The following is a 15,291-nucleotide window of genomic DNA, read 5'->3' as shown; positions in this document are numbered from 1 at the left end:
TTATTGCTTTTAACAACATGGAAAACGAAGCGGAAAGGAACGGTCCGTTGTTTATTCCCGAAAACAACAAACCTTACGAAAATAGCCAATAATAAAAAGAAAGAAGGGATCAAATGTTATTCCATAATGAAATTCAGCGTGTATTTAAAAGTGATAGTTGGAGGAAAGTTAATAAAAGATTGATAGGGAAAATGTTATCCGAGTATATGTATGAAGACATGATTACTCCTGAAATTCTCTCAGAAGAGGGAGAGAATATAGAATACGCACTACAAGTTTCTGACTCGAAGCACTATCAATATATTGCTCAAAAGCGTTTCTTTGATAGTTTTGATGTGAAATGGACGACCGTCTACATTGTAGAGAACGGAGAGAGGAAGGAAGCAAATAGTGCGATTGAACTATTGGTGGATCTTCAAGAAGCTATCGGGATGTCTTCAGAGACAGCCGGACATTTAATAAAAGAGATGAATAATACATTAATTGCAGATGCTCATCTTTTAGAAAAAAACGTGAAAACATCTGATGAGCTCATTTATGAAGACTATGCCCTTCTAGAAGGGTATATGACGGGGCACCCTTGGATTACCTACAATAAAGGAAGAATTGGGTTTGGTTATGATGATTATCTTGCATTTGCACCCGAGCAGCAGAAGGAAGTACGTCTTTCCTGGATAGCTGTTCATCAAGAGATTGCTTCTTTTCAATCGGTGGAAGGATTAGGTTATGAAGAGTTAATTTCTAAGGAATTAAGTGAAACAGAACGAGACTATTTTAGTGAGAAAGTAAAACAAAATGGGAGTGATCCGTCTCACTATTATTTCTTACCCATACATGAATGGCAATGGAAGAACATGGTGATTCAGAACTTTCCTGAAGAGGTCGCGACTGGAAAAATTGTTCCTTTAGGCGAAGGGGAAGATCGTTATCTTCCACAACAATCGATTCGAACATTTGTAAATCAAACAACGAAGAACAAACATCATGTAAAGCTTCCTATGAGTATCTTAAACACACTTGTATATAGAGGGCTGCCTTCAGAACGAACGTTGATTGCACCAAGGGTAACAGAATTTATTAAAAGGATAGGGGAGACGGACAAATTTTTAAAAGAGGAGTGTCGAGTGATTCTCCCAGGTGAAAATGCTAGCATCAATGTCAATCATCACTACTATACGAAATTAAAACAAGCACCCTATCAATATTTAGAGATGCTCGGGACAATTTGGAGAGAAAGTATTTATACGTATCTCGAAGATGGAGAACAAGCCATTACTTTAGCAGCCTTATTATATGAAGATCATCATCACAAGCCTTTTATTGCCAGCTTAATAGAGAAATCTGGGATTGAAATAGAGGAATGGATGCAACAGTTTTTCAAAGTTGTAATGGATCCGCTTCTTCATTATCTCTATCAATACGGAACGGTATTTTCCCCTCATGGACAAAATACGATTGTCGTGTTTAAGGATGGGAAACCTCATCGATTAGCGGTTAAAGATTTTGTAGATGATGTAAATATTACAGATCAAGATTTTCCAGAATTAAAAGGGGTAACTAGTGAATTAAAAGCAGTGCTTCGAACAGAACCACCTGAGGGACTTACTCAGTTTATTTTTACTGGTCTCTTTATTTGTCACTTACGATACTTAAGTAACCTATTAGTGAACAACCAAATGATGTCGGAAAAAACGTTCTGGAGGTTGCTTGCTAGTTCCATTTTAAATTATCAAGAACGTTTCCCACATTTAAAGGAACGTTATCAGCTATTTGATTTCTTCCAACCTAAGCTTACGAAATTGTGTTTAAACCGGAATCGTATGGTGGACTATGGATACTCTGATGACGATGATCGACCACATGCATCTGAATTTGGAAAAGTGACAAATGCTTTATCATTTTTTCGTAAAAAAATGACTATTGGTTCGAACTGATCCAATCAATCCTCCAAAAGAAAGAAGGATAATCATTGAGTACAATTGTTCAAAAATTCGGTGGAACTTCTGTAGGCTCTACGGAACGAATGAAGCTAATAGCGAACAGGATAGTGGAAGAAAAAAAGAAAGGTCATGATATAGTCGTCGTAGTGTCCGCAATGGGAAAGACAACAGACACACTGGTACAGCTAGCAAGAGAAATATCGTCCAATCCGAGTAAAAGAGAAATGGATATGCTTTTATCCACAGGAGAGCAGGTGAGCATCTCTCTTCTTACTATGGCCCTTCAAGAGCAAGGAGTAGAAGCCATCTCTTTCACAGGTAGGCAGGCTGGAATTCAGACGGATTCAATACTTGGAAATGCCCAGATTCAATCGGTTGATACAAGTCGGATTAGGAACGAATTAGATAAAGGAAGGATCGTTGTAGTAGCTGGATTCCAAGGAGAAACGAGTGATGGAGACATTTCGACATTAGGAAGAGGAGGCTCTGATACGACTGCGACTGTTCTTGCTGCTAAGTTGAAGGCAGATCGATGTGATATTTATACAGATGTTAACGGAGTATATACTTCCGATCCGAGGTTTGTTCATAAGGCATCGAAAATCGCATCCCTCTCTTATGAAGACATGCTAAGTTTAGCTACGATGGGAGCAGGTGTACTTCATCCGAGAGCGATAAAATATGCAAAAGAACATCAAATTAAGCTCTTCATAAAGTCTAGTTTTGAAAAAGGTATGGGAACACTGGTTTCTGTGGAGAAGCAGAGTCATAGTGAAATTTATGTCATTGGAGTGGCGTTTAAAGAGAACATTGCTAGAATATCAATCTCTGAATTTGAAGATGGAGACTCTTTACAAGCAAAACTTATGTTAGAACTTGCTTCTCGTCACATTCAAGCAGATATCTATAAGCAGTATTTTAATAACGTCTTGACCGTATTAATAAAAGAGAAGGATCTTCAAGATGTATTATCCATCTTACACAAGGAAAAAAACAATTTAACGTATAGAAACTTAGAATATGAAAATGGTCTAGCCAAGGTTTCGGTGGTTGGAAGGAACATTACATCACATCCGGGTATTAAGGAAAAAGTGTGCAAGGTACTATTAAAGAACAAGGTGAAAGTAAAATTAGTAGGCGAGTCCTCTATAAGTGTGACGGCTGTCGTAGAGAAGAGCGAAGTATATATAGCTGCAGAACGGTTGCACGCTGGGTTTGGACTTGATTTTATTGTTACGGAACAGGTTCATGTTTAAATGAAGCTAAGGGACGGTTCTTTCGCTTCGATGAAGCAAGAAAACCGTCTCCTTCTACTTTATCTTAAAATTTATTCCTATACACAACTTTTCCCCGCTTACGATCCAAAATATACCCAATCACTGCTGCTAAGAGTGTTGGCACCGTCCAGCCTAAACCATTTTCATACAAAGGAAGTAAAGTTAAAATCGAATTTAGTTTAGTAAGACCGATATTAAAAGTAATTAACACTTCATAAAAGGCAAATAACGTTGCTATCGAAACGGAGAAAACATACATTTTTTTGCTTTCTCCAAAGAAGTGTTGGAATAATGATAGAATCACGAGCACAATCGAAATTGGATAGATGAAGACAAGTAATGGCGTTGCCACTTGTAATATCAAATCAAGACCAAGATTTGTAAAAAACATTCCGATAATAATAAAAACTAACACATATTTTTCATACGAGAACTTCGGAAAAGTTTCATTGAAAAAACGTGCACATGCATTGGTAAGGCCAACGCATGTGGTTAAGCATGCAAGGATAACGATTGTTCCGAATAACACATTCCCACCATAGCCAAATAATTGCTGGGAGGCTAGGACTAATATTTCAGCCCCGTTTTCAAGTGGTTCGTCATGTGGTAACACACGCCCAATCCAACCAAGTGATAGATAAACAATGGTTAAACCCACGGCTGCAATGAGACCAGCGCTGACGGTTCCACGTACCAAGTCTTTTTTTCTAGTTGCCCCTTTATCTTTTAGCCCATTAATAATGACAATGCCAAAAGCAAGGGCAGCAACTGCATCCATTGTGAAGTACCCTTCTAAAAATCCATTGAGAAAAGGATCCGTTTGGTATTTTTCAGCTGTTGGTGCATCAGTATAGCTGAATGTCAAAAAGGCTTGAACAAATAATACTGCTAGCACAATGAGTAATGCAGGTGTAAGGAGCTGCCCTACAAGGTCGATCACTTTTTTAGGGTTGATACTAATTAAGTAAGTCAAGCCGAAGAAAATGACTGAGAATAAGAGTAATGGGAGCCGACCTTCGATACTGAATATTTGCATAAAGCCTAATTCATATGCAACATTCGAGGCACGGGGAATCCCATAAAAAGCACCAATGGACATATAAATAACGATAGCAAAGGCAAGTCCAAAGATAGGATGAACCCGCTGTCCAATAGATAATAGTCCATTATTGGATAAAGAGACAGAAATGATAGCTAAAAAAGGTAAAAATATAGCGGTCAAAATAAACCCAGCAATCGCAGCAACAAAGAAGCTGCCGGATTCTAACCCAAGATAAGGCGGGAAGATTAAGTTTCCCGCACCAAAAAATAAAGAAAAGAGCATAAATCCTGAAAATAGTATATTCTTTTTATTCACCTAAAACCCTCCTAAATTTTAGTGAACTCACCATCAATTTCAACCGTTTCAAATATAGTAATGAAGGCTTTTTCACTATGGTTACGAACAACTTTTTTATTTGTATCGGCAATGTAATAGTATAAATAGACTAGATTGAGGATTTTATAAACCCAACCTCTGTACTAGCAAACTAGTAAAAGCCCTAAGATTCTGAATATACAGTCATGCCATTAAGTAAGGTGTTTCTTACTCATATCTCGTCTCTCCTCTATTTTTTGCATGAAAAAACTCGCCCCTAAATAGGGACGAGTTTATACTCGCGTTACCACCCATATTCCGCAAGTTTCATTAAAAAGAAACAATCCGGCTCTCAGTCAACGTACTATCATACGTGTTCCATTATAACGGTGGAAATCCGTCAAAGCTTACTACTTTCAGCTTTGCATCTCGGAGATGATTTTCGGATAAGATCTGTCCATCGGCTCCCACTAAATACCAACTCTCTGGAGAACAGGGTTCTTTTCTTACTCTTTCTCGTCACTGATTTTAATATCAAAAATAATTTACCATGGGTGAAATGCTAAGTCAATATATTTTATCAATATAGAAATGATTGAGAATATTGCTATTATTGAGTTTATTTCATTTGACCCAACTTACGCTTGTTCGAGAAAAAATAGACTTCCGTAAATCACTCATAACGTTTGAATTGAACAAAGTATCCGAAGTAAAATGGATATACTTCTACTTAAAAGGTGTGAAAGAAACTTTAAGAAAACTTATGTAGAATAAAAATTAATTTGTACCTAAAATAGTATTCTCTAATAAACAGAGTTTTGTACTAAATAATTAGAAACTGGAACGGAAATTTTGCAGTATTTCCTTATTAACAGTATCCTAGTTATAGGTGAAAAAAATAATTTAAAATTAAAGACAATATTTATTGTGTTAATGTAAAAAAGGAGTGCTTATAGGGTGAGTGAAAAAAGTAATTTACATAGTGATGCGGTAGACATGCTGAAGGAGACTAGTCGGACTTTCTTTATTCCTATTAGTCTTTTATCGCCAGGACTAAAGGAAGCAGTTACATCTGCTTACTTATGCATGAGGGCAATTGACGAGATTGAAGATCATCCCGAGCTCCCACTAAAATCTAAAAATGACTTATTAATTTCCATAAGTCAACTCTTACAAAAACCTTTTGATGATAACGAGTTAACGGCGTTATTTCATCCATATAAATCTCTTCTACCTGAGGTTACCTTGAGACTTGCTGACTGGATAAAAATTTGTCCGCCAAGCATTGTAGAGAAGATGTTAGATTCGACATCTATAATGGCAAAAGGAATGGCGGAATGGGCTACAAAGGAATGGCGGATAAAGACCGAAGAGGATTTAGATGATTATACATTCTACGTTGCGGGTCTAGTAGGAGTAATGTTAACGGATATTTGGAAATGGTATGACAATACCGAAACAGATAAGAATCTTGCAATAGCGTTTGGACGTGGTTTGCAGTCTGTCAATATTCTTCGCAACCATACGGAGGACATGAGTAGGGGGGTAAGCTTTTTCCCTGATGGCTGGGAATTAGAACAGATGTTTCGTTATGCCAGACGTAACCTAGCATTGGCCGACGACTACGTAAAAGATATTAAAACGAAGACAATCCTAAACTTCTGCGAAATTCCGCTAGCCCTCGCTCATGGTACGCTTGAATCTTTAACAGAAGGAAAAGAAAAAATGAGTAGAGCTGATGTAACCAAAGTAGTGGATCAAGTAGTAGGTAAATAATGAATAAAAAACAAAACTCTAAGCATTATTTTAGAGTTTTGTTTTTTTTGACCGTATCAGGGAAGGGACAAAGGAGTCAGGTTCCTTCTTCTATTTGTAAATACCGCGCAATAAAATCGATGATACTAGATACCGTATGATAAAATAGTAGAAGGGGACAGTGGTCTCAATCTATCTCCCTTTCCTAGCTCGAGAGCATTGCTAGTAATAAAGCACGTTTACTTTATTACACTTTATGCATGTTTCATAATTTAGATTCCCTTGAAAATGGTGATCACATTTTCTTTGGGTTTCCTTTACATGCTTTTTCAATAAAGCAATTTCGGTCTCCAATTGATAAATTTTCTCTTCAATTTCTCGGATTTCCAATTTTATGACCTCCCTTGCAGGTTATTGATATATATTTCTACCGGATTTTTTAAACTCCTCAGCCTTTTCTTTCAATCCTTTTTCAATAGCTTGCTGTGTATCTAGCTCGTTATCCTTTGCAAAATTACGAATATCTTGTGAAATTTTCATGCTACAAAACTTTGGTCCGCACATGGAACAGAAGTGAGATGTTTTTGCTCCTTCTGCAGGCAATGTTTCATCATGATATTCCAAAGCACGCTCAGGATCTAACGATAAATTAAACTGATCCCGCCAACGAAATTCAAAACGAGCTTTTGATAAGGCATCATCTCTTTTTTGTGCTCCTGGGTGTCCCTTCGCCAAGTCAGCAGCATGAGCAGCAATTTTATAAGTGATAACACCATCGCGAACATCATTTTTGTTAGGTAGACCTAAATGTTCTTTTGGCGTTACATAACACAGCATTGCTGTTCCATACCAGCCAATCATTGCAGCTCCGATTGCAGATGTAATGTGATCGTAACCAGGTGCTATATCGGTTGTAAGTGGTCCAAGTGTATAGAATGGAGCTTCTTGACATACCTCCAATTGTTTATCCATGTTTTCTTTAATGAGGTGCATTGGAACGTGTCCTGGTCCTTCAACCATTACTTGAACATCATGCTGCCAGGCTATTTTGGTTAATTCCCCCAAGGTCTCTAGTTCTGCAAACTGAGCTTCATCATTTGCATCATGGATTGACCCTGGGCGCAAACCATCCCCTAGAGACAATGCAACATCATACATTTTCATAATTTCACAGATTTCTTCAAAATGAGTATATAAAAAGTTTTCCTTATGATGGTAGAGGCACCATTGTGCCATAATAGATCCGCCGCGTGATACAATTCCTGTCAAACGCTGAGCTGTTAAAGGGACATATCGTAAAAGAACGCCAGCATGGATGGTGAAGTAATCTACACCTTGCTCAGCTTGTTCTATTAGGGTATCACGATAAACTTCCCATGTAAGGTCTTCAGCAACACCTTTCACTTTTTCAAGGGCTTGATAAATAGGAACAGTACCCACAGGAACAGCTGAATTTCGAATAATCCATTCTCTTGTCGTGTGAATATTTTTCCCAGTTGATAAATCCATAATATTATCAGCTCCCCAGCGAGTCGCCCATGTCATTTTTTCAACTTCTTCTTCAATAGAAGATGAAACAGCTGAATTTCCAATATTCGCATTAATTTTGACATGGAAATTACGTCCTATTATCATGGGCTCAGACTCAGGATGATTAATATTAGATGGGATTATAGCTCTTCCTTTTGCAACTTCTTCACGTACAAATTCAGGCTTCATATTTTCTCTTAAAGCTATAAACTCCATTTCAGGGGTGATAATTTTCTTCTTTGCATAATGAAGTTGTGTCACAATACAGTCTTTCTTAGCACGCAGTGGTTTTCGATTTAAACGAGGGAACAACTTATGATTGGCACGTGGGTCATTTTCATCTTGATAGCCATTATCTTCAGGCTTAATTTTGCGTCCTTCGTATTCTTCAACATCAGTGCGTTCATGAATCCATGTATTTCGAAGAGCAGGTAGCCCTTTTGTAATATCAACTGAATAATTAGGATCCGTATAAGGTCCACTAGTATCATAGATCCGAACTGGTGGGTTTTCACTCTCGCCAAAGGTACCGGTTGTTGGACTTAGTTCAATTTCACGCATTGGCACCTTAATATCGGGTCTTGAGCCTTCTACATAAACTTTTTTGCTTCCTGAAAAGTTGGACATGATGGAAATGTTTTGTTCATTTAATGAGGTTGTTGACATAAAATAAATCTCTCCCTTTTAAATTTTTAAAAGACGAGATCTAGAACATAACAGAGGTAGTTTTAAAACAAATGAAGCACATAAAAAAGCTGAATCCATTAGTAATAAACGGACCCAGCTTGACTATGTAGAAGTAGTTTTACATACTTGTGAATTTCTAACTTCCCTACGCTGGCATGATCCAGATCAGGTCCAAAGAGTCAAGAAACTTTAGCGCGTTTCTTTCTCAGCCCAACTTATTGGACTCCCCTAGTTATTGCTATTAAGTTTACATTCATTAGTATACATGAGTTTGAACGAAAGTGAAATAATATTTTAAAAATATAGAAGGTATACACAAAAAAACTGGTGTTATCTAACTGTGGAGTTTTTGGATCCCGGTCCATACGGATGTCCTTTATTAGTGGATTTGGATGGGAACTAACTAAGAAGCAAAGGGACGATTCTTCTTTTGGTTCAGCGAGGCTAGAGGGTCGTCTCTGTGTTTTCAATATTTACTAAAAATAAAAAATAATTGTAATTTTTCTAAACATTTGATATGTTTGAAAAGAAAATTGAATAGTTGTAGAAACAGGTGCAGCAAAATGAATTTCATTTTAACTGCTTAAAAGGGAAGTTCGGTTAGATTCCGACGCTGTCCCGCAACTGTATTTGGGAGCGATTCGAAAAAACCACTGTTTTCATTATTACGAAAATGGGAAGGTTCGAAAAGCGATGATCTTAAGTCAGGAGACCTGCCTGTTTTAGCAAACATCAATACCTACGCGGATAGGAGGTGTTAAGTGCGAGATAGTAGAGCGTGTTTTTCATTTTTGCCATCAACATGCTTATTTAAATATTCATTCGTACCTTAACAACTTCTTATGAGGAAGTTGTTTTTTTATTGGCTAGAAAACTGTAAACCATTCGTATGTAGATAATTTTTAAACAAGAACCGTTTACGTTTAGCTGCCGTACTCAGCCTACTTAAGCTCGCATTATCTAAAGGAAAACGTGCTCTTTCTTTGCTTTTTGCTTGGAGGGGCTAATAAAGGCGTTTGCACAATTGTTCTTGGACTATTCAGGAGACGCTCACTTTATAGGAGGACACCGTTGTTTGGATCAGTGAATTACTTTACCAATTCTTTCAAAATATGCATAATGAACAATTTCAATTTAGACGAGTCTTGTTCAATCGATGAAAAATGGACACTATTGAAAGCAGAAATACAAGAAGTAACAGAGGGACAGCCTGAAAAAGAGATTTATATGCAAAATCTTGAAAGGGCTTACTTCGAAGTGAAAGTGGAACTGTTAGGATGGGAGGATGAAAAGGATGGAAACTGAAGTGAACTATTTTCCAGGTCTTGAGGGTGTGATTGCTTCTAAAACAAACATCTCATTTCTTGATACGGTACAAGGGGAAATTGTTATAAAAGGCTATGATTTGATTAAGCTTTCTCAGACGAAAGAATACTTAGATATTGTTCATCTTTTACTGGAAGATACGCTTCCTAATGAACTTGAAAAAGCATCTGTATTAGAAAAGCTAAAGAAGGAATATGACATTCCAGAAAAGTTATTTACGATATTCAATCTATTGTCAAAGCAAACTCATCCGATGGATGGTCTTCGTACAGGAATATCTGCACTTGCCGGCTACGATAAGCATATTGATGATCGCTCGTTACAGGCAAATATGGACCGAGCCTATAATCTGCTAGGGAAAGTTCCAAACATTGTAGCAAATAGTTATCGAATCATTAATGGAAATGAACCTATTCACCCACTCCAAGATCTATCTTATAGTGCTAATTTCTTTTATATGCTTACAGGGAGAAGGCCTTCTCCACTCGAAGAAAAGATATTTGATCTTTCTCTTGTTTTATACAGTGAGCACGAGCTACCTAACTCGACATTTACAGCTAGGGTGATCGCGTCTACACAGTCCGATTTATATGGAGCCCTGACTGGAGCAGTTGCTTCATTAAAAGGAAATTTGCATGGTGGTGCAAATGAAGCAGTTATGTACATGTTAAATGAGGCTGATACTGTTTCAAACTTCGAAGAAATGCTAATGAAAAAACTGTATAACAAGGAAAAAATTATGGGATTTGGCCATCGAGTATATATGAAAAAAATGGATCCAAGGGCACTTATGATGAAAGAGGCATTGAAGCAATTATCTGATGTCAAGGGTGACTATAATCTTCTTCAGATGTGCGAAGCTGGAGAAAAAATCATGGAAAGAGAGAAAGGGCTTTATCCAAATCTAGACTACTATGCAGCACCTGTTTACTGGATGCTAGGAATTCCTATTCCATTGTATACACCAATTTTCTTCAGTTCAAGAACGCTCGGTCTTTGTGCACATGTCATTGAACAGCATGAAAATAACCGGTTATTCCGACCACGTGTACTTTATACAGGAGAACGCCGTACCCTCACCAACTAATGGTTACGTTTGAAATGAATATCGATAGAAGGGGAAGATAGTTGTGATTAAAATGAATGAGCAAACAAAAGTAGACACTTTATTAGAAGAAATTGCGGATTATGTACTGCATAAGGATATTACAAGCACGGAAGCTTATGAAACAGCTCGTTATGTTCTGCTCGATACACTAGGTTGCGGAATTCTTGCATTAAATTATCCAGAATGCACAAAGCTGATGGGACCGATTGTGCCGGGGACAACCGTTCCAAACGGAAGTCGGGTTCCAGGTACATCATTTGTACTCGACCCTGTTCGAGGAGCATTTAACATCGGGTGTATGATTCGTTGGCTCGATTACAATGATACTTGGCTTGCTGCAGAATGGGGACACCCATCAGATAATCTTGGTGGTATATTAGCTGTCGCTGATTATGTAAGTCAGGTTCGTCTTGGCAAAGGGGATAAGCCTCTAACTGTACGAGAAGTTCTCGAAATGATGATTAAAGCACATGAAATTCAAGGAGTGCTGGCATTAGAAAACAGCTTAAACCGAGTTGGCCTTGATCATGTACTATTTGTCAAAGTTGCAACGACAGCCGTTGTTACAAAGATGTTAGGGGGAACGCGTGAAGAAATTATTAATGCTTTATCTCATGCATGGATAGATAATTCTAGTTTACGAACTTATCGACATGCCCCAAATACTGGGTCACGCAAGTCATGGGCTGCAGGCGATGCAACAAGTAGAGGTGTCTATTTAGCAATGACCGCTCTTAAGGGAGAAATGGGCTACCCTACGGCTCTTTCCGCACCAGTCTGGGGCTTCCAAGATGTTTTATTTAAACAGAAAGAATTAAAACTTGGACGAGATCTTGATTCATATGTTATGGAAAATGTGTTATTCAAAGTATCATATCCAGCGGAATTTCATGCTCAAACTGCTGCAGAATGTGCTGTTAAGCTTCACCCGCAAATCAAGGATCATTTGGGCGAAATTGACCGAATCACGATTACTACTCATGAATCAGCTATTCGAATTATTGATAAGACAGGCCCGCTGAACAATCCTGCTGATCGCGATCATTGTATACAGTACATTACTGCTATTGGTCTATTAAAAGGAGATATAAGAGCAGAGCATTATGAAAATGAAACGGCATCAGATGAGCAAATTGATCAATTAAGAGACAAAATGGATGTTGTAGAAAATAAACAATATAGTCTTGATTACCTAGACCCGAACAAGCGCTCAATCGCCAATGCGATTCAAGTTCATTTTAAAGATGGAACTTCTACTGAAAAAGTGGAATGTGAATACCCACTAGGTCACCGTTTCCGTAGAGAAGAGGCTATCCCAGAAATTATTAGTAAATTTTTAAATAACTTAAAAACGCATTATCCTAGCAAGCATCAAAAACAAATTGAAGAAATTTGTTATAACCAAGAAAAACTGGAAAATATGCATGTAAATCAATTTATAGAATTGTTCTTACTATAATAGGAGGTCTAACATATGGCTTGGATTGTAGATAAAGAGTTAACTCAGAAGGAGCTTGCAGAACAATTTTACAAGTTACTTTCGACTTCAGACATTTTACAAGTTCCAGGTGCTCATGATGCAATGGCTGCATTAGTTGCAAAGAATGCAGGATTTTCCGCTCTGTATTTGTCTGGCGCAGCCTATACAGCAAGCAAAGGACTGCCTGACTTAGGAATTGTTACTTCATCTGAAATGGCCGATCGTGCGCGAGACCTTGTGCGTGCTACTAATCTACCATTATTAGTAGATATCGATACCGGCTTTGGTGGAGTCCTTAATGTCGCTCGTACTGCAAGAGAAATGGCGGAAGCAAAAGTCGCAGCTGTTCAAATCGAAGATCAGCAGTTACCTAAGAAATGTGGGCATTTAAATGGTAAGCAACTCGTCTCAACAAAAGAGATGATACAAAAAATTAAAGTCATAAAAGAGGTTGCACCATCCTTAATGGTAGTGGCTCGTACAGATGCTCGAGCGGTTGAAGGACTAGATTCCGCAATAGAGAGAGCTACTGCATATGTAGAAGCAGGAGCGGATGTTATTTTTCCAGAGGCACTTCAGTCAGAGGAAGAGTTCCAGCTGTTTTCAGAAAAAATAAAGGTTCCTTTGCTTGCGAATATGACAGAATTCGGAAAAACACCTTACTATACTGCAGAAGAATTTGCGAGTATGGGAATCAAAATGGTGATCTATCCAGTAACATCCCTACGTGTAGCAGCAAAAGCGTATGAAAGGGTGTTTCAGCTTATAAAGGAACAGGGAACCCAAAAAGAAGATCTTGCAGCGATGCAAACGAGAAAGGAATTGTATGAGACAATTTCCTATTACAAATTTGAGGATTTAGATAGTGATATTGCAAAAACACTTTTAGTGGAAGAAGAGAAATGATAGGCAAGTAGAGGAAAGAAAACTCTTTCCTCTACTTGCTATAGAGAGGAAGATAGAAAGAATAGTTAGCAAAATAGGAGGAATTAGAAGAGATGAATGCTGGCCTTTTTCTTTTCTATTCCTTCCTATAATACTTCGGGAGGGTTTATATGGAAAAAATAGAAAGAGAGTTTCCCCATTATCTATACTCAACACGACGTGAAGAGCTTTCCACTATCTTTACATCGGAAGATTTCAATGACGAGGAAGATCTCATCGCCAAAACGACGGAGCAGTTTATTAAACAGGATGTCCTTCCGTATTTTTCTTCCATTGAACAGCATGATTATAATGTGGTGCGTAAGTTATTTCAGAAAGCAGGTGAGTTAGGCTTACTTGGAATTGAAGTTCCAGATGTTTATGGAGGGCTTTCTTTAGATAAAAAAATATCAGGACTTGTAGCAGAGAAGATGGGATTTGGAGGTTCTTTTAGTGTCTCTTTTAATATCCATGTAGGTGTTGGAACATTGCCGTATGTGTATTTTGGAAGTGAAAACCAAAAACAAAAGTATCTTCCTAAACTTGCTTCAGGGGAATGGATTGGTGCTTATGCTCTTACAGAACCCGATGCAGGATCGGATGCCCTTCATCCAAAAACAACAGCTGTTTTAAATAAGGAAGGAACAATGTGGCTGCTGAATGGAGCGAAGCAATGGATTACGAATGCACAGGTTGCTGATGTCTATGTTGTCTTTGCAAACACAAGCGAAGGGATAACGGCTTTTATTGTAGAACGGTCCTTTGGAGGTGTTTCAATTGGTCCAGAAGAAGAGAAGATGGGGATTAAAGGCTCTTCCACTGCAACACTTGTGTTAGATGATGTACTTGTTCCAAATGAAAACGTTCTTGGCACTGTCGGTAAAGGACATAAGGTTGCTTTAAATATTCTTAATCTAGCACGACTTAAACTTGCCTTTTCTAATATTGGTACATCTAAACAAGCACTTCAGTTAGCTGTTGATTATGGAAAGGAACGCAAACAATTCGATAGATCAATAGTGGATTTTACGATGATACAAGAAAAGCTAGCTAACATGGCGACTGCCATCTATGGTGCAGAAAGTGCTGCCTACCGAACAACAGGGGAATTAGATGATACGATTAATGCTGTAGAGGAAAGTGATAGAGTTATCTCAAAAATAGCTGATTTTGCAATGGAATGTGCGATAAATAAAGTAAATTGCTCGGAAGTACTCGGAGAAGTTGTAGATGAAGCAGTTCAAATACACGGTGGGTATGGCTATATGCAAGAGTATGAAGTAGAGCGGTTATATCGTGATGCCAGAATTAGTAGAATTTTTGAAGGAACGAATGAAATTAATCGTTTAACAATTGCAAAAGAATTGGTAAAAAAATATGCTCAAGTGAAGTTAGGGACTCCTGAAATTTATAACGAAGTAGATTTAGAAAGAAATCATCAGTTTGTCTATTTAGCAAACTATTTGCTGAGGCAATCGTTGAAAGCGGTTTCAAATATGAAGTCTATTATAGCGGAAGAGCAAGAATACTTACACTTATTAGCCAATATAGTAAAAGAGGTTTATATTATGGAATCTTCGCTGTTACGTACAGAAAAGCTTATCAGTAACGAGAAACATGGTGAAGAACAAAAAAAGATAAAACAATTGATGAATGAAGTTTTATGTGAAGAAGGTTATCGAAAAGTAGAGGAGGCTACAGTATCGATTTTTTCCAGTATTGAAACCGTAGATAGTGAAAGAAAGAGGAGGTTAGATGAAATTCGTCATCTTTCTATACCGCTTTATCATAATCTCTTTTTGAAGAAGAGAGAAATTGCCCAAATAATTATTAACCGACGGCAATATTTGAAATAAAGGCTTGTTTTCACGGTAGTCTTTCTAAGAATACCTAAATAAATGGAGGGC

At 37.7% G+C, this 15,291-nt stretch carries 11 protein-coding genes, 2 riboswitches and 1 other annotated feature; of the genes, 8 read left to right on the top strand and 3 right to left on the bottom strand.

Annotated features, from left to right (window positions below; genetic code table 11):
- Window positions 1–113 precede the first annotated feature (113 nt).
- The gene (locus ACFSUL_RS17145) at window positions 114–1,934 is read left to right on the top strand and encodes an IucA/IucC family protein (RefSeq protein ID WP_377937125.1); all 1,821 of its coding nucleotides are present in this window, start codon (window positions 114–116) and stop codon (window positions 1,932–1,934) included.
- A gap of 35 nt (window positions 1,935–1,969) precedes the next feature.
- Entirely contained in the window at window positions 1,970–3,196 is a 1,227-nt protein-coding gene (locus tag ACFSUL_RS17140; protein WP_377937124.1) for an aspartate kinase, read from the top strand.
- Between the two features lie 64 nt (window positions 3,197–3,260).
- On the opposite strand, the gene brnQ is transcribed toward ACFSUL_RS17140, so the two are convergent.
- A complete protein-coding gene (brnQ, locus tag ACFSUL_RS17135) occupies window positions 3,261–4,574 on the bottom strand; it encodes a branched-chain amino acid transport system II carrier protein (protein WP_377937123.1) in 1,314 nt (437 codons plus the stop codon).
- 280 nt (window positions 4,575–4,854) lie between these two features.
- Window positions 4,855–5,106, bottom strand: a binding site (T-box leader).
- Window positions 5,107–5,531: 425 nt separating this feature from the next.
- On the opposite strand from brnQ, the gene ACFSUL_RS17130 reads away from it, so the two are divergent.
- Window positions 5,532–6,350: a squalene/phytoene synthase family protein gene (locus ACFSUL_RS17130; RefSeq protein ID WP_377937122.1), complete on the top strand. Its 819-nt coding sequence runs from the start codon at window positions 5,532–5,534 to the stop codon at window positions 6,348–6,350.
- A gap of 201 nt (window positions 6,351–6,551) precedes the next feature.
- On the opposite strand, the gene ACFSUL_RS17125 is transcribed toward ACFSUL_RS17130, so the two are convergent.
- On the bottom strand, window positions 6,552–6,719 hold the full coding sequence (locus tag ACFSUL_RS17125; protein ID WP_377937121.1) for a serine protease: 168 nt from the start codon (window positions 6,717–6,719) through the stop codon (window positions 6,552–6,554).
- A gap of 21 nt (window positions 6,720–6,740) precedes the next feature.
- A complete protein-coding gene (gene thiC / locus ACFSUL_RS17120; protein ID WP_377937120.1) occupies window positions 6,741–8,525 on the bottom strand; it encodes a phosphomethylpyrimidine synthase ThiC in 1,785 nt (594 codons plus the stop codon).
- Window positions 8,526–8,671: 146 nt separating this feature from the next.
- A riboswitch (TPP riboswitch) is annotated at window positions 8,672–8,786 on the bottom strand.
- Between the two features lie 294 nt (window positions 8,787–9,080).
- Window positions 9,081–9,281: riboswitch (cobalamin riboswitch) on the top strand.
- A 336-nt stretch (window positions 9,282–9,617) separates the two neighbouring features.
- Between thiC and ACFSUL_RS17115 the strand changes: the two genes are divergently transcribed.
- The 5 genes from ACFSUL_RS17115 to ACFSUL_RS17095 all read left to right on the top strand — a co-directional run bounded on the left by ACFSUL_RS17115 (window position 9,618) and on the right by ACFSUL_RS17095 (window position 15,240).
- Window positions 9,618–9,851, top strand: coding sequence for a hypothetical protein (locus ACFSUL_RS17115; RefSeq protein WP_377937119.1), 234 nt, complete (start codon window positions 9,618–9,620; stop codon window positions 9,849–9,851).
- Window positions 9,841–10,959: a citrate synthase gene (gene mmgD, locus ACFSUL_RS17110; RefSeq protein WP_377937118.1), complete on the top strand. Its 1,119-nt coding sequence runs from the start codon at window positions 9,841–9,843 to the stop codon at window positions 10,957–10,959. Before ACFSUL_RS17115 ends, mmgD begins: the two co-directional genes overlap by 11 nt.
- Window positions 10,960–11,011: 52 nt before the next feature.
- Entirely contained in the window at window positions 11,012–12,439 is a 1,428-nt protein-coding gene (gene prpD / locus ACFSUL_RS17105) for a 2-methylcitrate dehydratase (protein ID WP_377937748.1), read from the top strand.
- A 15-nt stretch (window positions 12,440–12,454) separates the two neighbouring features.
- Window positions 12,455–13,366 (top strand): methylisocitrate lyase, encoded by a 912-nt coding sequence (gene prpB, locus ACFSUL_RS17100; RefSeq protein WP_377937117.1) that lies wholly within the window; start codon window positions 12,455–12,457, stop codon window positions 13,364–13,366.
- A gap of 149 nt (window positions 13,367–13,515) precedes the next feature.
- A complete protein-coding gene (locus tag ACFSUL_RS17095; protein ID WP_377937116.1) occupies window positions 13,516–15,240 on the top strand; it encodes an acyl-CoA dehydrogenase family protein in 1,725 nt (574 codons plus the stop codon).
- The last annotated feature ends 51 nt before the right edge of the window (window positions 15,241–15,291 follow it).

The sequence above is a fragment of the Bacillus seohaeanensis genome (assembly GCF_042684945.1).
Lineage (GTDB): Bacteria > Bacillota > Bacilli > Bacillales > Bacillaceae_B > Rossellomorea > Rossellomorea seohaeanensis.
The sequence above is the reverse complement of the archived record's forward strand: the minus strand, read 5'-3'. Positions and strand labels throughout refer to the sequence as shown.

Coding starts and splice junctions, on each gene's coding strand:
- ACFSUL_RS17145 (WP_377937125.1), top strand. CDS start 114: ATGTTATTCCATAATGAAATTCAGCGTGTATTTAAAAGTGATAGTTGG.
- thiC (WP_377937120.1), bottom strand. CDS start 8,525: ATGTCAACAACCTCATTAAATGAACAAAACATTTCCATCATGTCCAAC.
- mmgD (WP_377937118.1), top strand. CDS start 9,841: ATGGAAACTGAAGTGAACTATTTTCCAGGTCTTGAGGGTGTGATTGCT.
- prpD (WP_377937748.1), top strand. CDS start 11,012: ATGAATGAGCAAACAAAAGTAGACACTTTATTAGAAGAAATTGCGGAT.
- prpB (WP_377937117.1), top strand. CDS start 12,455: ATGGCTTGGATTGTAGATAAAGAGTTAACTCAGAAGGAGCTTGCAGAA.
- ACFSUL_RS17095 (WP_377937116.1), top strand. CDS start 13,516: ATGGAAAAAATAGAAAGAGAGTTTCCCCATTATCTATACTCAACACGA.